The sequence below is a fragment of the Amycolatopsis sp. cmx-4-61 genome (assembly GCF_046548775.1).
Lineage (GTDB): Bacteria > Actinomycetota > Actinomycetes > Mycobacteriales > Pseudonocardiaceae > Amycolatopsis.
In genome coordinates, this window is sequence record NZ_JAEBEI010000011.1 from 204662 (window position 1) to 224468 (window position 19807).

The following is a 19807-nucleotide window of genomic DNA, read 5'->3' on the forward strand; positions in this document are numbered from 1 at the left end:
GGTCAGTTGATCGTGTACGGGTCGCCGTACACCTTCCACTTCAGCGGGGTGTGCAGGTCGAAGTTGCCTTCGCTCAGGAACTTCGCCTGCTCGGTGTCGACGCGGGAGGTGTCGGCGTGCGCCTCCTCCTGCTTCATGATGACCTTGCGGGCCGCGAAGAACGCCTTGAGGTACGTGGCTTCGTCGCCGCCCTGGGCGGGGGTCTTCGCCTTCTTCATCGCGGCCTTGCGGATGCCGCCGAAGCTGTCGGAGCTGTCGCCGGGGCCGTGCATGACGATGGCGTCGTAGTAGGCGAACTGGCCCAGGTTGCTCAGGCCGTCCGACTTGCCCTGGTTCACCGCCGGGTTGAAGTACACGCGGTCGCGCTCGTTGTTCTGCGCCGTCTGGAACGCCGTCGTGGCGGCGGCCTGCTTCCAGGCGCTTTCGAACGCCGAGCCGAGGCCCGCGTGCGAGTCCGTGCCGTTCACCTTGCGCAGCGCGGGGAGGAACTTCGCCAGCGGGTTGTCCGGGACCGAATTCGTGTACGCCTCGACGAGTTCCAGCATGTCGCCGGTGCCCGAGCAGAACCCGATGATGCCCGCGGTGTAGCCGCGGCCGTCGCCGATGTCCTCGATGTACTTGTACTGCGCTTTCCAGTCCAGGGAGGAGTTCTCCGCGCTGGAGACCAGCTTCATCGCGATTTCCTTCTTGGCCGGCGCCGAGAGGTCGCCGGTGGCGAGCACCGAAACGCCGGCGACCGGCGCGGGTGCGGCCGAGGAGAGCGCGGGCGTGGTGATCACGAGGGCCGCGACGGACGCGGCGCCGAGCGTGCCGATGAGAACCGGCCGCAACTTCTTGCTCATGGGGAGGGGACCCTTTCCGCGGGATGCGCCGTAGAGCACGGCGGGTACGGGTGGTGCGGGTGGAGCTGCGGCGTAGCGACACGGTAGCGAAGAGTCAGCGAGCTCCACAAGAGGTGGATTTCGTTCATGTTCGTGAACGGTCCAGACCACCGCGGGAAGTCCGGATAGGACGGTCAGCGCGCCCCGGCGAAGAGGCGGATGACGTCGGGCAGCACGTTCACCGGGATCGTCGGGTCGATCGCGCGCTGGACGCCGAGCCCGATGCCCAGGGACAGCAGCGCCGTCGCCGCGTCGTCGGCCGACATCGGGAGCGTGATCCCGAACCGCTCGGCGTACCCGGTGAGCAGGCCGGCGATGGTGTCGCGGATGGCCTTGTCCCGCGCGGCGAGCTCGGCGCGCACGTGCGGGTCGCGCCGCGCGTTCGTGGCGAATTCGACCTCCAGCGCCGTCCAGGCCTCGTCGCCGATGCTGCGCTCGGCCCAGGTCTGGAACGCCGCCAGCAGGCCCTCCATCCCGTCGGCGCCGGCCAGCGCCTCGGCGATCAGGGCGACCTGCTCGTCGTGGATCCGGTCGAGGACGGTGAGGCAGAGCTCGTCCTTGCTGCGGAAGTTCGAGTACACCGCGCCCTTCGAGTACCCGGCCTCGTCGGCGACCTTCTCCAGCGACGTCACCGAGTAGCCGTCGCGCAGGAAGAGCAGCTTGGCCGTCTCGACCAGCTGCTCGCGCGTGCGCGCCTGGCTTTCCGCGCGGGTGAGTCGGGCCATGCGGGCACTCTAGCGAACCGCGGGATTGGGGTACCGCTGGTTTCCGGATACTGCTAGTCTCCGGAAATGGATCAACGCCACTTCGCGGTCCTCGTCGTCGGTGCCGGGGCGTCCGGGCTCGGTGCCGCCATCCGCCTGTCCCAGGCCGGCGTCGGCGACCTCGCCGTGCTGGAGAAGGCCGGCGCGCTCGGCGGCACCTGGCGCGACAACACCTACCCCGGCTGCGCGTGCGACGTCCCGTCCGCGCTGTACTCGTACTCCTTCGCCCCCAACCCGGGGTGGACGCGCGCGTTCGCCGGCCAGGCCGAGATCCGCGCCTACCTGGCCGACACGGCCGAGCGCTTCGGCGTCACGGCGAAGATCCGCTACGGCGTCGAGGTGACGCGGGCGCAGTGGAACGCCCGGGAGTCCAGTTGGGAACTGGAGACGACCCGGGGGCCGTACCGCGCGCGGGTCCTGGTCGCGGGCACCGGCCCCTGGCACGAGCCGCTGATCCCGGACCTGCCGGGGCTCGCGGAGTTCCCGGGCGAGGTCTTCCACTCCGCGCGCTGGAACCACGGCTACGACCTGATTGGCAAGCGGGTCGCGGTGATCGGCACGGGCGCGTCGGCGGTCCAGTTCGTCCCGGAGATCGTGCCCCGCGTGGGCCGGCTGCACCTGTTCCAGCGCACCGCGCAGTGGGTCCTGCCGAAGCCGGACCACTACGTCCCCGCGGTCGAGCGGTTCCTCCTGCGGCGGTTCCCGGCGCTGCAGCGGGCCCTGCGCGGTGCGGAGTACGGCGTGCTGGAGACGCTCGGCTTCGGCTTCCGGCACCCGTGGCTGCTGCGGCAGGTGCAGAAGATCGGGCTGGCGCACCTGCGTATCGCGGTGCGGGACCCCGCTTTGCGCCGGGCGCTGACCCCGGACTACACGCTGGGTTGCAAGCGCCTGCTCATGTCCAACACGTACTACCGGGCGCTGACGCGGTCCCATGTGGACGTTCACCCGACGGCCGTGCGTTCCGTCGCCGGCAACCGGGTCCACGGTGCGGACGGTTCGAGCGCCGAGGTCGACGCGATCATCTTCGGCACCGGGTTCCACATCCTCGACATGCCGGTGTCCTCGCGGGTGTTCGACGCCGACGGCCGCAGCCTCGACGACCACTGGAAGGGCAGCCCGCAGGCGTACGCGGGGACGACGGTGGCCGGGTTCCCGAACCTCTACCTGTTGCTGGGCCCGAGCCTGGGCACCGGGCACTCCTCGGCGTTCACGATCCTGGAGGCCCAGCTGCGGCACACGGTGGCGGCGGTGACCCGGACGCTGAGCGCGGAAGGGACATCGCTGTCGGTCCGGCCATCGGTGCAGGACGCGTTCAACGACCGGGTCCAGGCGGCCCTCCCCGGGACGGTGTACCAGTCGGGTGGCTGCTCGAGCTACTACCAGGACGCCAACGGGCGCAACAGTTTCAGCTGGCCCTTCTCGACGGGACGGCTGCAGTCACGGGTGGGTTCGTTCGACGAGCGGGACTACGAGATCCGTCAGTCCCACTCCCAGCACATCCCGTAGACCCCCGGCCGGGCGTCCAGCACCGCGATGTGGCTGGTGCCGCTCGGCCCCACCGGCAGTTCCGGCCGGGAAGCCGCCTCTCCGGCGTACCGGTAGCACCGCACCGGCACCGCCGCCGGGTCGAAGCACGCCTGCAGCACGATCTGCCGGGCCGGGGCCCGCACGCCGAACTGCAGGTAGCTCGTCTCCGGCGGGGTCCCGTCGTAGGCGAACTCGAAGTCGAACACGTACGTCTCGCCCGCCCGCAGCGGGTAGTCGAACCGCAGCTCCACCGCCAGGAGCTCGGACCCCGTGTCCCGGCGGACCCGGCCCGGGCGGCAGCAGTGCGCCGACCGCAGCACCGGCTGGTGACCGCCGCCGGTCTGGGGCCGGAAGAACGACACCCACCGGTCGACGCCGTCCGCGCGGCTGGTCACCACCAGCTCCGTGCGCACCGACCGCTCGGTGCGGTCCGGACCCAGCGTCGCCCGCTGGTGCACCGACACCAGCGCCAGCCGGGCGTTGCCGTCGAGGTCGATGCCGTCGCACGCGGCCAGGTCCGCCGGTTCGCCGCCGAGCGCGCTGGCCAGGCTGACCCCGCCCGGCCACGGCTCCGCGCGGCGCACCCGCGGCCGCGTCACCAGGCTGGTCAGCGCGTCCGCCGGCAGGCCGAGGCAGCTTTCGGCGACGCCCACCGCGTGCAGGGATCGGTGGCCCTCCGGGTGACGGCGGCCCCGGCGCCAGTAGCTCAGCGTCGCCAGGCTGACCTGGGCACCGCGGATCGCCATCCGCCGCTGCAGGGCCTCCAGGCTCAGGCCGCGCTGCCGGATCGCCAGGTCGAAGGCCTCGGCGAACGGGGCCGACGCGGATAACGCCTCCATCCGGGTAAGCATGAATACCGGACGCGGCGGGCGCAACGAGGGCCTGCCACCAAAGTAGGTGGCAGGCCCCGCCGGGTCAGCTCAACGCGAGCCCGGTGTCGTCGACGGCGAACGACGTCTGCAGCGACTGGTCCTCAGTTCCGGCGAACGTCAGCGTGACCGTCCGGCCCGCGTAGGCGGACAGGTCGAGCGTCTTCTGGACGTAGGCGGAGTTGCGGTCGAGGTTCGAGTACGTCGCCAGCGTGGTCGGGCCCGCGGACACGACCAGCTTGTCGTAGGCGACGTTCTCGGTCTCCGCCGTCCACACGCGCAGCCAGAACGTCAGGCTCGCCTTGCAGCCGGCCGGGATGGTGACCGATTGCGTGAGCGTGTCCGTGTGCGCCGAGCCCCAGCCGCCGAGCCAGGAGTCGTAGCTGCCCGAGCGCGCCGGCGCCTGGCCGCCCCACTGGCCGATGGTCGTGTTCGGGTCGGACCAGGACGCCTGGCCGGACTCGAAGCCCGGGTTCTGCACCAGCTGCCCGCTGCACCCGCCGGGGGGAGTGGTGGACGTCGGCGGAGTGGTCGGGGTGGTCGGAGTGGTCGGGGTGGTCGTCGGCGTTCCCGTGCACGTCGGGTCCCCGGACTGCGCCGGGACGCTCACCGCGTTCCAGGCCGCCTTCACGGCGTCGAACTCGGCGCAGCTGTCCGGGTAGAGGTTCTTCGCCGCCTGCAGCGTCCATGTCCGGTAACGCAGGTACGAGCTGCCCGACGTCTTCAGCTGCACCGCGCCGTGCATGATGTTGATCGCCTTGCGGATGCCGATGCCGGCCACCGTGCTGCCGTTGCACGTCGAGCTCGCGGGCTGGCCGTCGGCCGGGTTGCTGCCTTCGGCGAGCAGGTAGAACCAGTGGTCGCCGGGCCCGGCCGCCTTGTGCACCTCCGCGTTCGGCGTCGAGCTGGAGTAGCAGTTCGGGTCGCCGACCTTCGACGGGTCGTACATGTACCGGATCGCGCCCGTGCCGACCAGGTTGACCTCCTCGCCGATCGCGTAGTCCGGCGGGTCGTACTGCGCCGGCTCGTTCGCGTAGAACTCCGTCGCGGTGCCGAACGTGTCCGCGATGAACTCCTGCGTGCCACCGCCGGAGAACCCGCCGGAGCCCGAGTAGTCGTCGATGCCGTGGCCCATTTCGTGGCCGAGGATGTCGAGCGAGCCGACCCATTCACCGCTCGGGTTGTGGCCGAGGTTCACGTACGCCGGGCGCGAGTTGTAGTAGTAGGCGTTTTCGTCGTCGAGGCCGACGCGGATCTTCCACGCGCCGCCGTTGCCGGTGAAGCCGTTGCGGCCCACCCATTCCGACAGCATCTTCTTCTCGGTCTGGGCGACGAACAGCGCGTCCGCGCAGCCGGTTTCGATGTTCGTGCCGGTGCCGTTGCCCCAGCTGTCGTCTCCTCCGGTGAGGACGGAGTCGCTGCTGTAGTCGCGGCAGTCGAGGTTCGGCGTGTTCGGGTCGGCCATCGCGTACGTGCTGCCGGACTTCGTCGTGTTCAGCGGCAGCGGCGACGGCCCGTTCCACTTGCCCGTGCCGGTACCCGCGGCCACGTGCTGGACGGTCCGCAGCACGTGCCCGTCGACGGCGTCGACGTAGACGCTCAGGCTGCTCGGTTCGCCGTGGGAGTCGGTGCCTTCGACGTTGCTCTCGTACGCGAGCCGTCCGGCGCCGTCGGCGACCACGACGAGCTTGCCGCCCGGCAGGCTCTTCGGCCCGCGGACCTGCCCTCGGGCCACGGCATCGGCCTGCGCAGCCGACAGCTTCGCGCCGTGGACGTCGAGGTCGCCGAGGGCCTGCTGCTGCGCGACGGAGGTGGTCTTCACCGTGCCGGCGGCGTCGGTCGCGATGACGAGGTCACCGCCGATCACCGGCAGGCCGTCGTAGGTGCGGTCGTAGACGACGTACGACAGCCCGGCCGCCGACCGGACGTCCCGCTGGACGAACCGGTCGTGCTTCCCGGACAGCAGCGCGGCGGGCCGGGCGCCGACCAGGCTCGCGGCGGCACCGGTGGCGTTGGCCTGGGCCTGGGCCTGCGCGGCCGACGGCGGGGGCTCGGGGGCGGGCCGGGCGGGGGCGGCGACGGCGATGCCGACCACCACCATGCCCGCCGCCGTCGCTCCACCGAGCGCGGCGAACCGTTGGGGCAATCTCATGACGCTCCTTGGGAAAACGCGATGGGGAAAGGAGAACCCGATCGACGCTAACCGCGGCCCCGGAGCGGCAGAAGTTCCATCACAGCAGCGGAATTTCACGCTGCCGCGCTGTGAAAGCGTGAAACGTCAGAGCGTGGTGAAGCGGATGCCCGCCTTGGTGAGCCGCTCCACGAGCGCGCCGCCCATCGCGGTCGCCGTGGTCACCTGGCCCGCCGTTACCGGGAGCTCGTCGGTCGCCAGGCACAACGCCGATTCCGCGAGCATCTTCGCCGTCTCGTCGTAGCCCGGGTCGCCGCCGGAGACCTCGGTGACGACCCGCTTGCCGCCGCCCTCGCCGATGAACCGCACCGAGAACCACGACCGCGCGCGCCGCTGGGGGCTCGGGCCGTTGCCGGGCGCGAGCAGCCGGGACAGCGCCCGCCGGGCCGGCGGAACCTGCGCCGCCGCGAGCAGCGCACCCGCCCCGGCGACGCCGCCGGCCAGCACCGGCAGGTGCTTGACCGCGGCGAAATGCCGGTAGGTGAAGTCGGGCCCGTAGCGTTCGGACGCGGCCGCCGACCGGCGGACGACGTCCGGGTCGATCGTCGGCAGCGGCACCGCCCACCAGCCCGCCTCGGCGACCCGGTGCGGGCGCCCGAGCGGGGCGCGCGCGAACCGCCCGGCCGGCCGCGGCTCGGCCGCCGCCCGCTCGCGCGCCACCCGTGCCCCGGCCGGCAGCCGGGACATGACGGTCAGTGCACTGAGGACCGTGCCGCCCGAGGGCATCCCGCCGGCCCGGACGTAGCCGTCGACCTGCAACGGCACGCCTTCGGGCAGCTGCTGCACGGTGAACCACGCGCCGAGGTCGTGCGGGACGGAGTCGAACCCGCACGCGTGCACCAGCCGCGCGCCGGTCTCCCGGGCTCGCCGGTCGTGCGCGAGGTACATCCGGTCGACGAACTCGGGCTCGCCGGTGAGGTCGACGTAGTCGGTCCCGGCGTCGGCGCAGGCCGCGACCAGCGGCTCGCCGTGCTCCAGGTACGGCCCGACGGTGGTGATCACCACTTTCGCCGATTCGGCCACGGCCCGCAGCGACGCGGGATCGCCGGAGTCGGCGACGAGCAGGTCGAGCGTGCCGAACCGGTCGTCGATCTCCGCGAGCAGCGCCCGGCCGGCCTCGAGCTTGCCGCGGTTGCGCCCGGCCAGTGCCCACCGCAGGTCCGCCGGCGCGTGGCGGGCCAGGTACTCGGCGGTCAGGCCGCCGGTGAACCCGGTGGCGCCGAACAGGACCACGTCGTACCCGCGCATCTCTTCTCCTCCGCAGACGTCGGCGGGCCTCAGGTTACCCGCCGGTCAGTTCCCGGCGCCGGGTGAACTACCGGCGAGTACAGTGCCCACTCGAACGCGAGGAGGCAACCTTGACCGAACGCTTCGGCAGCTACCAGAACGAGATCTACCTGCAGGGACTCGGTGGTCAGCTGCCGCCGTGCTCGACCGACGCGACGAAGCTCGAGGCGTCGGCCCGCGAGGTCATGGCGCCCGGCCCGTTCTCCTACGTCGCGGGCGCGGCCGGTTCCGGCGCGACCGCCCGCGCCAACCGCGAGGCGTTCGACCGCTGGCGCGTCGTCCCGCGGATGCTGACCGGCGCCACCGACCGCGAGCTGGCCACGACGGTGCTGGGCACCCGGCTGCCCGCGCCGGTGGCCGTCGCCCCGGTCGGCGTCCAGTCGATCGTCCACCCGGACGCCGAGTCGGCGACCGCTCGCGCGGCCGCGTCGGTCGGCCTGCCGTTCATCCTGTCCACGGCGTCTTCGACCGGCATCGAGGACGTCGCCGCGGCCAACGGCGACGGCCCGCGCTGGTTCCAGCTGTACTGGCCCGGCGACAACGACGTCTGCGCGAGCCTGCTGACCCGGGCGAAGAACGCGGGCTACACGGCGCTGGTCGTCACCCTCGACACGTGGACGTTGGCCTGGCGACCGTCCGATCTGGACCAGGCGTACCTGCCGTTCCTCAAGGGCGAGGGCTGCGCGGTCCCGTTCACCGACCCGGTCTTCCGCGGCCTGCTGGAGAAGACGCCGGAAGAGGACCCGAACATGGCGATCCTGCGCTGGATCGGCATGCTCACCGGCACCGACCGGACGTGGGACCAGCTGCCGTTCCTGCGCGAGCACTGGGACGGCCCGATCGTGCTCAAGGGCATCCAGCACGTCGCCGACGCCCGCCGCGCGGCGGAGGCGGGCATGGACGGCATCGTCGTGTCGAACCACGGCGGCCGCCAGGTCGACGGCGCGCTCGGCGCGCTGGAGGCGCTCCCCGGCATCGTCGCGGCGGTCGGCGACCGCGTGGAGGTGCTGTTCGACTCGGGCGTCCGCACCGGCGCCGACGTGCTCAAGGCGCTGGCGCTGGGCGCCCGGGCGGTGCTGGTGGGACGCCCGTGGGTGTACGGCCTGGCCCACGCGGGCGAGGCCGGCGTCCGGCACGTCCTGCGGAGCCTGCTGGCGGACTTCGACCTGACCATGGGGCTGTCCGGCCACCGCACCCTCGCCGACCTGGGCCCGGACTCGCTGCAGCGGACGTGAGGTAACGAATCGGGAATTCCGGAGACAGCGGGGACGGCGGCCGCTACGGTTCTGCCTCACCACGGCCGCTCGGGGACGGACCGGTGGTTTTCATCGTTCCTTTTCACGAGGGGTTTCCCATGTCTTCGATCATGATGCGGATCGGCGTGCTCTTCGCCGTGCTCGGCTTCGGCACCATCGTCCTCGAGCAGTTCGACTACGAGTTCCGGATCCTGTCCTGGGCCAGCGACATGCAGCCGTTCTTCGGCATCGTCCTGGGCCTGGTCGGCCTGGCGCTGATCGGTGGTTCGGTGGCGATGAACCGGGCCAAGAGCGCGCCGCAGCAGCCGGCCGCGGTCCAGCCGGTCCAGCCGCCGCAGCCCGGCCAGCCCGGCTGACCCAAGCGCCCCAAGGCGGCCTTGGTTGCGTCTGACGCACCGAAGGCCGCCTTGGTTGCGTCTGACGCACCGAAGGCCACATTGGGGCGTTCGGGGCCGGCGGACGTGCGCCCCGTCACGCCCCGGGGATATTCGCAGGCCCGGTTCATCACGCACGGCTATCCTTGGACCGAGAATGTCCGAGCCATCCCCCTTCCACGCGCTGCGTGCGCGCCTGCCCGAGCTGATGCCGCGCGACGAGCAGCGGCTGCGTCGCCGGCTCGAAGGCGCCCGCAAAGCCCGCAACCGCGACTCCGTGCTCGCGCAGATCGCCGCCGACATCGACCAGGCCGAGCTGCGCGTCCAGTCGCGGCGCGAGAGCGTGCCCAAGATCGAGTACCCCGAAGAGCTGCCGGTCAGCAAGCTCAAGGACGAGATCGCCGCCGCGATCGACCGGCACCAGGTCGTGATCGTCGCGGGGGAGACCGGCTCGGGCAAGACCACCCAGCTGCCGAAGATCTGCCTCGAGCTCGGCCGCGGCATCCGCGGCCAGATCGGGCACACCCAGCCCCGGCGGCTGGCCGCCCGCACGGTCGCCGACCGGATCGCGAGCGAGCTGAAGACCGAGCTCGGCGAGACCGTCGGCTACAAGGTGCGGTTCACCGACCAGTCCGGGCAGGACACGCTGGTCAAGCTGATGACCGACGGCATCCTGCTCGCCGAGATCCAGACCGACCGGTCGCTGCGCCAGTACGACACGCTGATCATCGACGAGGCCCACGAGCGCAGCCTCAACATCGACTTCATCCTCGGCTACCTCAAGCAGCTGCTGCCGCGCCGCCCCGACCTCAAGGTCATCATCACCTCGGCGACCATCGACCCGGAGCGGTTCTCGAAGCACTTCGACGACGCCCCGATCGTCGAGGTCTCCGGCCGGACGTACCCGGTCGAGGTGCGCTACCGGCCGCTCGTCGACCCGGACGACCCCGAAGGGGACGACGAGCGCGACCAGACCCAGGGCATCCTCGACGCCGTCGAGGAGCTGTGCGCCGAAGGCCCCGGCGACATCCTGGTGTTCCTCTCCGGCGAGCGCGAGATCCGCGACACCGCGGACGTGCTGAACCGGGCGAACCTGCGCAACACGGAGGTGCTGCCGCTGTACGCGCGGCTGTCGTCGGCCGAGCAGCAGCGCATCTTCCAGTCCCACACCGGGCGTCGGGTGGTGCTCGCGACGAACGTCGCCGAGACGTCGCTGACCGTGCCGGGCATCAAGTACGTCGTCGACCCGGGCACCGCGCGGATCTCGCGCTACAGCCACCGGACGAAGGTGCAGCGGCTGCCGATCGAGCCGGTGTCGCAGGCGTCGGCGAACCAGCGCAAGGGCCGCTGCGGCCGGACGTCCGACGGCATCTGCATCCGCCTGTACTCCGAAGCGGACTTCGAGAGCCGGCCCGAGTTCACCGATCCCGAGATCCTGCGGACCAACCTCGCCTCGGTCATCCTGCAGATGACGTCGCTGGGCCTCGGCGACATCGCCGCGTTCCCGTTCGTCGAACCGCCGGACCGCCGCCAGGTCAGCGACGGCATCGGCCTGCTGCAGGAGCTGGGCGCGTTCTCCGCGACCGGGTCCGACCGCGACCTGACCGAAGTCGGCCGCAAGCTCGCGCAGCTGCCGGTCGACCCGCGGATGGGCCGGATGGTGCTGGAGGCGGCGAAGAACGGCTGCGTCCGCGAAGTGATGATCATCGCGGCGGCGCTGTCCATCCAGGATCCGCGCGAGCGGCCGGCCGAGAAGCAGCAGGCGGCGGACGCCCAGCACGCGCGGTTCGCCGACCCGACGTCGGACTTCCTCGCCTACCTCAACCTCTGGGAGTACGTCTCGGAGCAGCAGAAGGCGTTGTCCGGCAACCAGTTCCGCCGCATGTGCCGCACCGAATACCTGAACTACCTGCGGTTGCGCGAGTGGCAGGACATCTTCGGCCAGCTGCGCCAGCTGGCCAAGCCGCTCGGCATCTCGCTCAACACGACCCCGGCCGACCCGCAGCGCGTGCACACGTCGCTCATCGCCGGGCTGCTCTCGCACATCGGGCTCAAGGACCCCGCCAAGGGCGACTACCTCGGCGCGCGCGGCGCCCGCTTCGGCGTGTTCCCGGGGTCGGCGCTGTTCAAGAAGCAGCCGCGCTGGGTGATGTCGGCGGAGCTGGTCGAGACGTCCCGGCTGTGGGCGCGGGTCAACGCGCGCATCGAGCCCGAATGGGTCGAGCCGCTGGCCCAGCACGTCGTCAAGCGGTCGTACTCCGAGCCGCACTGGGAACGCAAGCAGGGCGCGGTGATGGCCACCGAGAAGGTGACGCTGTACGGCGTCCCGCTGATCGCCGACCGCCGCGTCAACTACGGCCGGATCGACCCGGAGCTGTCGCGCGCGATGTTCATCCGGCACGCGCTGGTCGAGGGCGACTGGCAGACGCGCCACCACTTCTTCGCGGAGAACCGGGCCCTGCTGGAAGAGGTCGAGGACCTCGAAAACCGGGCCCGGCGGCGGGACATCCTGGTCGACGACCAGACGCTGTACGAGTTCTACGACGCGCGGGTGCCCGAAGACGTCGTTTCGGTGCGCCACTTCGACAGCTGGTGGAAGAAGGCGCGGCACACCGACCCCGACCTGCTCTCGTTCGAAAAGTCCATGCTCATCAACGAGGCCGCGGGCAGCGTCCGCGAGGGCGACTACCCGGACTCGTGGACCCAGGGCACGCAGGTCTTCAAGCTGACGTACCAGTTCGAGCCGGGCGCGGACGCCGACGGCGTCACCGTGCACATCCCGCTGCCGGTGCTGAACCAGGTGACGCCGGACGGGTTCGACTGGCAGGTCCCCGGCCTGCGTGCGGAGCTGGTGACGCAGCTGATCAAGTCGTTGCCGAAAGCCGTGCGCCGCAACTTCGTCCCGGCGCCGGACACCGCGCGGGAAGTCCTTTCGCGAGTGTCGCCTTCGGACGGTCCGCTGCTGGAGGTGCTCGGCCGCGAGCTGCGTGCGCTGCGCGGGATCACGGTGCCGTATGCGGACTGGGACGTCGCTTCCGTGCCGGAGCACCTGAAGATGACCTTCCGGGTGGTGGACGAGCGCGGCAAGAAGGTCGCCGAAGGCAAGGACGTCGAGGAGCTGCAGCGGCGGCTGGCCCCGAAGGTCCGGGCCACGATCTCGAAGGCGGCCAACAGCCTGGAGAAGGCGGGCTTGACCAAGCCGTCGTTCGGGTCGTTGCCGCCGGTCTTCGAGTCGACGCAGCGCGGTCACGACGTCAAGGCGTACCCGGCGCTGGTGGACGAGGGCGCGTCGGTGGCCGTGCGGCTGCTGGACACACCGGCCCAGCAGCGGCACGCGATGTGGGCGGGCACCCGGCGGATGCTGCGGCTGAACCTGAGCTCGCCGATGAAGTTCATCACCCGGTCGCTGTCCAACTCGTCGAAGCTGGTGCTGAACCGCAACCCGCACGGCAGTGTGGCGGCCCTGCTCGAGGACTGCGTCGACTGCGCGGTGGACGCCCTGATGACCGCGGGCGGCGGCCCGGTCTTCGACGAAACCGGCTTCAAGGTGCTGCTGGAGAAGGTCCGGGCCGGTCTGCACCCGGAGGTGCTGGCGGTGTTGGCCGACGTGGAGAAGATCCTGCGCGCGGCGAACGACGTCGAGGTGGCGTTGTCGTCGGCACGCGGCCCGGCGGAATCGCTGGCCGACATCCGCGCCCAGCTGACCGGCTTGGTCTACCCGGGCTTCGTGACGGCGACCGGCGCGTCCCGGTTGCGGCACGTCGTCCGCTACCTGCAGGGGATTTTACGGCGGCTGGAGAAGCTCCCGACCGAGCCGACGCGTGACCTGCAGCGGACGGCGGACATCGCGTGGATCCAGGCCGAGTACGCCGACGCGGTGGCCGCACTGCCGCCGGGGACGTCGTCACCGGCGTTGACCGAGGTGCGCTGGATGATCGAGGAGCTGCGGGTGTCGTTCTTCGCCCAGACGCTCGGGACGGCGCACCCGGTTTCGCTCAAGCGGATCACGAAGGCCATCGACGACGCGCTCGCCTGACGGACCTGATGGGCGATCGTCCACCCCGCGGACAGGTCGAGGCCGCAGTCGATCATTGTTTGAAATTACCGGAAAACCGGAATGTCCGGCTTCCGACTTCCGTCGGTTGACCCTGCTCGCGCTGACGTCAAGCCTGGGGCGGCTGGAGACCTTCCTGGAAAGGACTTTCCGATGTCCTTGGGTGTTTCGTCCGCCAAGCGGAGAATCGTCGCCGCCTGCGCCGCGCTGCTGTTGCCGCTGGCTCTCGCGCACCCCGCGCAAGCCGCCGCCGGGGGATCGCCGCTGCCGGTGAGCCCGCACGCGCACGCCGGCAAGCACAAACTTGCCGAGGACGCTCGGCACGACGTCCCGAATCCGCTGCTCAAGGAGCAGTTCGCCGAGGAGGAAGAGGAAGACGGCGACAACCCGGCGCTGTCCGCGCTCTGCCAGACCTACATCGGCAAGCCGAACCCGTACCGGCCGCTCGCGCCGAACACCGACGTCATCGACGGCGACACCATCGTGCCGACCGGCAGCCAGACCGGCTGCAGCACGGCCCAGAACGAGACCACCATCGCCGTCAACCCGGAGAACCCGCGCAACATCGTCGCCGGCGCGAACGACTACCGGTTGTACAACACGCGCGAGAGCCGCAACGACTCCGGCGGCTTCGCCTACACCTCGTTCGACGGCGGGCGGACCTGGGCGAACGTCCAGCTGCCGCACCTCGACTTCCCGACCGGGGCGGCCGCCCCACTGTCCTATATGGACGCGGCCGGCGACCCGGCCATCGCCTTCGGGCCGCACAACACCGTGTACTACGCGACGCTGGTGTTCAGCCGCGCGGCCGTGCCCGACGACCAGCAGCTCGCCAGCGGCATCGCGGTGTCGGTGTCCCACGACGGCGGCCGCAGCTTCGGCGACCCGGCGATCCTGCACCTCGACGGCGTGACCCCGGCGGGGACGCCGACACCCACGAACATCTTCAACGACAAGGAGTGGATCGCCGCCGACCCCGTCTCCGGCGACGTCTACGTCACCTGGACGCAGTTCACCTACGACGCGACCGGCGCGTTCGTCGAGTCGCCGATCGTGCTGTCGAAGTCCCGCGACTTCGGCCGGACGTGGTCGCCGATGCGCCGGATTTCGCCGTCGCTGACCGGGTTCCCCGGCGGGATCACGCCGTTCGGCAGCGGCTCGAACCCGGTGGTCACCCGCGACGGGACACTCCAGGTCGCCTACGAGACGTCGGTGTGCGCGACGGCCGCGTGCGACCAGCCCGCCGACCACGACGCGGTCGTCGTGGCGACCTCCCGCGACGGCGGCCGGACGTTCCGGCACACGGAGGTGGGGCTCGACTTCGACTTCCCGGTGAACGAAGACGTCGCCAACAACGCCCTGACCGGCGAGAACTTCCGGGTCAACAGCTTCCCGCAGCTGACTTACGACCGGCTGACCGACCACCTGTGGGTGACCTGGGCCGACGACCGCAACGGCACGTACCGCGACGGCGAATCGGTGAAGACGAACGGTGACGCCTTCCTCAGCGGGTCCGACGGACGGCACGGCTGGTCCAAGCCGGTGAAGGTCGGCACGGGCGCCGACGAGGTGTTCCCGGCGGTGGCGGCGTTCGCCGGCCGGGTCGCGGTGACGACGTACACGCGCGCGTACGACCCGAACGGCATCGGCCTGGACTACGCCTACGCGACCGGGTGGGGCGACCGCCTGTCCCCGCTCCGCCGGATCACGACCCAGACGGCGAACCCGCAGGTCCAGTTCGTTTCGACGGGCGCGGTGACCGGCAAGGAACTCCAGGGCGTGTTCATCGGCGACTACACGGCCGCGGCGGTCGGCGCGGACCTCCGCCTGCACCCGGCGTGGACCGACTTCCGCGGCAACCCGGGCCGGACGTTGCCGAACCAGGACGTCGGGACGCAGACGCTGCCGATGTTCCCGTAGCTCCGTAGCTCCACAGCGAGGTGAGCCGGGCGGCCGTTGCGACCAGGGCAGCGGCCGCCCCGGCGTACCCAGGCTGCGGACTCGCGTGCCCAGGGAGTCGGTTCGCGTGATCCGGGGCGCGATTCGCGTGATTGAGGGGGCATCACGCGTGATTGGAAGGGCATCACGTGTGATTGGAAGGGCGACACGGGTTACTTTGCGTCGGCGTAGGTGTCGACGGCCGCGGTTTGCATCGGGAAGCGGACCGGGCAGGCCGGGCCGAACAGCATGCGGGCCGCCTCGGTGACCGCGTCCGTGATCGCGGTGGCGACCGCGGCGGCCAGGGGTGCCGGGGTGTGGACGATCACCTCGTCGTGCTGGAAGAACACCAGGTGGGCAGGTGACGGCAAGCGGGTGCGCAAGGTTGCGAGCATCACCGCCGTCATGTCCGCCGCGCTCGCCTGGACCACGAAGTTGCGGGTGAACCGGCCCCAGCCGCGCGACGCCCGGCGGGCCTTCAGCTCCGCTGCTTCGTCCGACGCCAAGCCGCCCGTCAGCGCGCGCCACGCCGCCGAGGGGGCCGGGGACGTCCGGCCCAGCCGGGAGCGGACCCGCTCGCCGCGCTCGCCCGCCTGCGCCGCACGCTCCACATAGGACACCGCGTCCGGGAACCGCTGCCGCAGCAACCCCAGCAGCGGCCCCGCTTCGCCGGACGTGCCGCCGTACATCGCCGAAAGCATCGCGATCTTCGCCCGGGTCCGGTCGTCGCGGTCGTCGTTCGCGGCCGGTACCCAGCGGGCGCCGGAGAACAGCGCCTCGCCCAGCCGCGCGTACAGGTCCGTCGCCGCGGCGACGTCGGCCAGCCGACGGTCGCCCGACAACGCCGTGAGCACCCGGGGCTCGAGCTGCGCCGCATCGGCCACCACGAGCTTCCAGCCCGGGTCCGCGCGCACGCACGTCCGCAGCACCTTCGGGATCTGCAGGGCCCCGCCGCCACGGCTGGCCCACCGGCCCGACACCACTCCGCCGACGACGTAGTGCGGCCGGAACCGGCCGTCGCTGACCCATTCGTCGAGCCACGCCCAGCCGTTCGCGGTGTACAGCCGCGACAGCTCCTTGTACTCCAGCAGCGGCCCGACCGCCGGGTGGTCGATCCCGCGAAGCAGGTACTTCCGCGCCGCCGGCACCTCGATGCCCTCGCGTGCCAGCGCCCGGACCACGCTCGGCGGCGAGTCCGGGTTCACCGGCCGCCCGCCGAACGCCTCGCTGATCTTCGCCGCCAGCTCCACCAGCGCCTTCGGCCGCTGCCCGGCGGGCACCCGCGGCCCCAGCCGCGAAGCCAGCAGCTCCTCGTGCACGTCGGCGCGCCACGGCAGGCCGTCGGCCGACATCTCGGCGGCGGCCAGCGCGCTCGCCGACTCCGCGGCCAGCAGCAGCCGCATCCGGTCCGGGTGCTCCGTCGCCGCCACCCGGCGCTCCTGCTCCGCGAGGACGCGCCGCACCGCCGTGACGACCGTCACGCCCTCGGGCAGCGTCGGCACCCTCGTCTCGAACAGCGTCGGCTGCGCGAGCTCGACGGCGGACTGCTCGGACGGCGGCTCCTCGCCGTTCGCCCTGGCCCAGGCCGCGCGCAGGCTCCGCGACTGCGTCTCCGCGCCCTCGTACGCGAGCAGCAGTCCCTCGGCCAGTTCGAGGTCGTAACAGCGCCGGACGCGCAGCCCGGCCGCCATCAGCACCGGGTACGTCCGCTCGACCGACGGGAACACCCACCGCGGCGCCAGCGACCCCTCCAGCTCCCGCGCCAGCCCCGCGAAAGCCGCCTCGTCCAGGCCGGACACCGTGTCCGAAGGGGTGTGCACGGTGAAGCTGCCGTCCTCCTCCCGTCCCGCGATCACCTGCACCCGGACATCATGACGGCCACCACCGACAGTTTTCCGGTGGCGCGGGGGCGCGGACGGGGGAGTTCCCGCCTCGGCGGCCACTGCCCGTTTCCGCTCGCTCGCGGGCTGGTGCGTTCGGCGTACCCTTGGTTTACTCTCCAGTAGCTCCCATACCGCCGGTACGCCCGCCGTCGGCGTGGGCTCTCGTCCCCCGCAGCAACGGAGGTGCCTGGATGAGCCTGGTCGCGCTCGCCACCACGGTGGCGGACAAGGTGACCGAGACGGTGCGCAGCGTCGACGTGATGCGGCGGGCGGGCCTCGTCCCGTTCCCCCGGCTCGACGAAGGTGTGCGCTCGCTGGTCGCGCTGCGGAAGTTCGGCCCGTTCGCCGGCGCCAACCACATCTCCGCCCGCCGCGACCCGGCCGCCGTCGGCATCGTCGACGAGCTCGGCCCGCTCACCTACAAGCAGCTCGACGACCAGTCGAACGCGCTGGCCAGGGCCTGGTCCGAGCGCGGCATCCGGCCCGGCCAGGTCGTCGCCGCGCTGTGCCGCGACCACCGCGGCCTGGTCATCACGATGGCCGCGTCGGGCAAGCTCGGCGTCCGCCTCCTGCTGATGAACACCGGGTTCGCGAAGCCGCAGCTGGCCGACGTGGCCAAGCGCGAAGGCGTCACCGCGCTCGTCTACGACCAGGAGTTCACCGGCCTGCTCGACGCGATCCCCGACGGCGTCGACCGCTACCTCGCCTGGGTGGACCCGGGCTCGGACCTGACCGACCGGACCGTCCCGGTGCTCGACGAGATCATCGCCGGCACCGACGACCGGCCGTGGCCCGCGCCGGCCAAGCCGGGCGGCTTCGTGCTGCTGACCAGCGGCACCACCGGCACGCCGAAGGGCGCGCCGCGCCCGCACACCTCCGCGCTGGCGTCGGCGCAGTTCCTCGACCGGATCCCGCTCCGGTCGAACGAGGCCACGTACATGGGCGCGCCGCTGTTCCACGGCACCGGCCTGTCGCAGTTCATCCTGTCCTTCGCGCTCGGCTCGAAGGTCGTCATGCGGCGCAAGTTCCACCCCGAAGAGGCCCTGCGCGGGGTCGCCGAGCACCGGTGCACCGCCCTCGTGCTGGTCCCGACCATGCTGCAGCGCATCGTCGACCTCCCCAAGGAGGTCCGCGAGAAGTACGACACGTCCGCGCTGCGGATCATCTTCGTCGCGGGCTCGGCCCTCTCGCCGGACCTGGGCAACCGGGCGAACGAGGCGTTCGGGCCCGTCGTGCACAACCTCTACGGCTCCACCGAGGTCGCCGTGGCGACGGTCGCGACGCCGGAGGACTGGGCGAAGGCCCCGGGCACGGTCGGCCGCGCGCCGGTCGGCTGCAAGGTGGCGCTGTACGACGAAAAGGGCCGGAAGATCACCGAGCCGAACGTGACCGGGCGCGTCTTCGTCGGCAGCGGCCTCAGCTTCGGCGGCTACACCGACGGCCGCCACAAGGAGATCATCGACGGCCTGCTCTCCAGCGGCGACGTCGGCCACTTCGACGAGGACGGCCTGCTGTTCATCGACGGCCGCGACGACGAGATGATCGTCTCCGGCGGCGAGAACGTGTTCCCGATCGAGGTGGAGAACCTCCTGGTCGAGCGCGAGGACGTGATCGAGGCGGCGGTGATCGGCGTCCAGGACCCGGAGTTCGGGCAACGGCTGAAGGCGTTCGTGGTCCCGGCCGAAGGGGCCGATCTCGACGCCGACGAGATCCGCGACTACGTCAAGGCGAACCTGGCCCGCTACAAGGTGCCGCGGGACGTCGAGTTCCTGGACGAGCTGCCGCGCAACGCCACGGGGAAGGTGCTGCGCACCAAGCTCTCGTGAGCCGCGCGGGACCCCTGACGGTCAGTCCCAGTCGATGCCGAAGACGCCCGGCCCGAAGTCGAACGCCACCGCGTGGACGCCGTCGGCGCCGTCGAGCTTCAGCGGCCGCCGGGCCAGCGTGCCGTTCGCGCCGTTGCGCGAGTACTGCCAGCAGCGGCCCGGTGCGGTGTCCGGCGCGAACCGGACCTCCAGCAGGTACTCCCGCACCGGGCGGCGGAACTCGCGGTAGTGCGTGTTGCGGCACTCCGGGTACGGCGGCCCGCTGTTGGTCAGCGTGTACTCGATCAGGTGCGTCTCGCCCCGGTTGATCGGCTGATCGAAGAGCAGCTCGCTGACCAGCAGGCCGTGCGACTCGTCGATCTCGGCGCGGCCGACCCGGCAGTTGCGCACGGCGTGCAGCTCCGGGACGCCCGCCGCCGGGTCGTCCTGGGTGTAGACCAGCAGCCAGCGGTCCTGCCCGTCCGCGACGGCCTGGAACACCGCCCGCGCGGTCACCGCCCGCTGGCCGCCGTCCGCGGCGATCTCGCACAGGTCGTGCAGTCCGACCATCTTCAGCGGCTGCTGGCGGTCGAGCGCGTGCGGCGCCCCGACCTTCTCCAGCAGCGGCTGCAGCACTTCGCGCGGGAACGACATCGGCTCGCCGCCGGCCTGGCGCTTCCCGGCGCCGCCGCGGGGCCGGGGCGGGGGCAGCAGCCCGAGCAGGGACCCGGCGGGGACGTCGAGGATCTCTTCGAGCGTGCGGACGGCCGACAGCGAGCTCTGCCGCTCCGGCTGCCGCTTGCCCGACTGCCAGTAGCTGAGCGCGGTGACGCTGACGACCACGCCGCGGGCCCGCAGCCGCGCCTGGATCCGGTCGAGCGACAGCCCGCTGGTGGCGATGGCCGCCCGCAACCGGATGGCGAATTCGGTGCGGCCGCTCTCCTGGCCGTCACCCGCCGCGCTGCCCGCCATTGCTGA

Annotated in this window: 13 protein-coding genes; 6 read left to right on the top strand and 7 right to left on the bottom strand. The window is 71.7% G+C overall.

What is annotated here, in order from left to right; all coding sequences use genetic code 11:
- Positions 1-2: 2 nt before the first annotated feature.
- Both ACLJOU_RS28390 and ACLJOU_RS28395 read right to left on the bottom strand, forming a co-directional pair.
- Complete coding sequence (locus ACLJOU_RS28390; RefSeq protein WP_410571426.1) at positions 3-842, bottom strand: chitosanase; 840 nt, start codon at positions 840-842, stop codon at positions 3-5.
- Positions 843-1015: 173 nt separating this feature from the next.
- Positions 1016-1606, bottom strand: coding sequence for a TetR/AcrR family transcriptional regulator (locus ACLJOU_RS28395; RefSeq protein ID WP_410571428.1), 591 nt, complete (start codon positions 1604-1606; stop codon positions 1016-1018).
- Positions 1607-1672: 66 nt separating this feature from the next.
- On the opposite strand from ACLJOU_RS28395, the gene ACLJOU_RS28400 reads away from it, so the two are divergent.
- A complete protein-coding gene (locus ACLJOU_RS28400) occupies positions 1673-3151 on the top strand; it encodes a flavin-containing monooxygenase (protein WP_410571430.1) in 1479 nt (492 codons plus the stop codon).
- Here the strand turns inward: ACLJOU_RS28400 and ACLJOU_RS28405 are convergent.
- The 3 genes from ACLJOU_RS28405 to ACLJOU_RS28415 all read right to left on the bottom strand — a co-directional run bounded on the left by ACLJOU_RS28405 (position 3124) and on the right by ACLJOU_RS28415 (position 7480).
- Complete coding sequence (locus tag ACLJOU_RS28405; protein ID WP_410571432.1) at positions 3124-4011, bottom strand: hypothetical protein; 888 nt, start codon at positions 4009-4011, stop codon at positions 3124-3126. The genes ACLJOU_RS28400 and ACLJOU_RS28405 overlap by 28 nt on opposite strands.
- Positions 4012-4087: 76 nt before the next feature.
- The gene (locus tag ACLJOU_RS28410) at positions 4088-6193 is read right to left on the bottom strand and encodes a M4 family metallopeptidase (protein ID WP_410571433.1); all 2106 of its coding nucleotides are present in this window, start codon (positions 6191-6193) and stop codon (positions 4088-4090) included.
- Positions 6194-6319: 126 nt separating this feature from the next.
- Positions 6320-7480 carry a saccharopine dehydrogenase family protein gene (locus ACLJOU_RS28415; protein ID WP_410571435.1) on the bottom strand — a complete coding sequence of 387 codons (1161 nt, stop codon included), beginning with the start codon at positions 7478-7480 and terminating at the stop codon, positions 6320-6322.
- A gap of 110 nt (positions 7481-7590) precedes the next feature.
- On the opposite strand from ACLJOU_RS28415, the gene ACLJOU_RS28420 reads away from it, so the two are divergent.
- The 4 genes from ACLJOU_RS28420 (at position 7591) to ACLJOU_RS28435 (ending at position 15123) form a co-directional block, all read left to right on the top strand.
- On the top strand, positions 7591-8754 hold the full coding sequence (locus ACLJOU_RS28420; protein ID WP_410571437.1) for a lactate 2-monooxygenase: 1164 nt from the start codon (positions 7591-7593) through the stop codon (positions 8752-8754).
- Positions 8755-8873: 119 nt separating this feature from the next.
- Positions 8874-9131, top strand: a complete 258-nt coding sequence (locus ACLJOU_RS28425) for a hypothetical protein (RefSeq protein WP_410571439.1) — start codon at positions 8874-8876, stop codon at positions 9129-9131.
- Between the two features lie 175 nt (positions 9132-9306).
- Positions 9307-13185 carry an ATP-dependent RNA helicase HrpA gene (hrpA, locus tag ACLJOU_RS28430; RefSeq protein ID WP_410571441.1) on the top strand — a complete coding sequence of 1293 codons (3879 nt, stop codon included), beginning with the start codon at positions 9307-9309 and terminating at the stop codon, positions 13183-13185.
- A 171-nt stretch (positions 13186-13356) separates the two neighbouring features.
- A complete protein-coding gene (locus tag ACLJOU_RS28435) occupies positions 13357-15123 on the top strand; it encodes a sialidase family protein (protein WP_410571442.1) in 1767 nt (588 codons plus the stop codon).
- A 191-nt stretch (positions 15124-15314) separates the two neighbouring features.
- Here the strand turns inward: ACLJOU_RS28435 and ACLJOU_RS28440 are convergent, their stop codons facing one another.
- Positions 15315-17003: a bifunctional 3'-5' exonuclease/DNA polymerase gene (locus ACLJOU_RS28440; protein ID WP_410571443.1), complete on the bottom strand. Its 1689-nt coding sequence runs from the start codon at positions 17001-17003 to the stop codon at positions 15315-15317.
- Between the two features lie 212 nt (positions 17004-17215).
- Here ACLJOU_RS28440 and ACLJOU_RS28445 point away from each other — a divergent pair, with 212 nt between their 5' ends.
- Positions 17216-18850 carry an acyl-CoA synthetase gene (locus tag ACLJOU_RS28445; protein ID WP_410571445.1) on the top strand — a complete coding sequence of 545 codons (1635 nt, stop codon included), beginning with the start codon at positions 17216-17218 and terminating at the stop codon, positions 18848-18850.
- Between the two features lie 21 nt (positions 18851-18871).
- Here the strand turns inward: ACLJOU_RS28445 and ACLJOU_RS28450 are convergent, their stop codons facing one another.
- Entirely contained in the window at positions 18872-19801 is a 930-nt protein-coding gene (locus ACLJOU_RS28450; protein ID WP_410571446.1) for a hypothetical protein, read from the bottom strand.
- Between the last annotated feature and the right edge of the window lie 6 nt (positions 19802-19807).

Coding starts and splice junctions, on each gene's coding strand:
- ACLJOU_RS28390 (WP_410571426.1), bottom strand. CDS start 842: ATGAGCAAGAAGTTGCGGCCGGTTCTCATCGGCACGCTCGGCGCCGCG.
- ACLJOU_RS28395 (WP_410571428.1), bottom strand. CDS start 1,606: ATGGCCCGACTCACCCGCGCGGAAAGCCAGGCGCGCACGCGCGAGCAG.
- ACLJOU_RS28400 (WP_410571430.1), top strand. CDS start 1,673: ATGGATCAACGCCACTTCGCGGTCCTCGTCGTCGGTGCCGGGGCGTCC.
- ACLJOU_RS28405 (WP_410571432.1), bottom strand. CDS start 4,011: ATGGAGGCGTTATCCGCGTCGGCCCCGTTCGCCGAGGCCTTCGACCTG.
- ACLJOU_RS28410 (WP_410571433.1), bottom strand. CDS start 6,193: ATGAGATTGCCCCAACGGTTCGCCGCGCTCGGTGGAGCGACGGCGGCG.
- ACLJOU_RS28415 (WP_410571435.1), bottom strand. CDS start 7,480: ATGCGCGGGTACGACGTGGTCCTGTTCGGCGCCACCGGGTTCACCGGC.
- ACLJOU_RS28425 (WP_410571439.1), top strand. CDS start 8,874: ATGTCTTCGATCATGATGCGGATCGGCGTGCTCTTCGCCGTGCTCGGC.
- hrpA (WP_410571441.1), top strand. CDS start 9,307: ATGTCCGAGCCATCCCCCTTCCACGCGCTGCGTGCGCGCCTGCCCGAG.
- ACLJOU_RS28435 (WP_410571442.1), top strand. CDS start 13,357: ATGTCCTTGGGTGTTTCGTCCGCCAAGCGGAGAATCGTCGCCGCCTGC.
- ACLJOU_RS28445 (WP_410571445.1), top strand. CDS start 17,216: ATGAGCCTGGTCGCGCTCGCCACCACGGTGGCGGACAAGGTGACCGAG.
- ACLJOU_RS28450 (WP_410571446.1), bottom strand. CDS start 19,801: ATGGCGGGCAGCGCGGCGGGTGACGGCCAGGAGAGCGGCCGCACCGAA.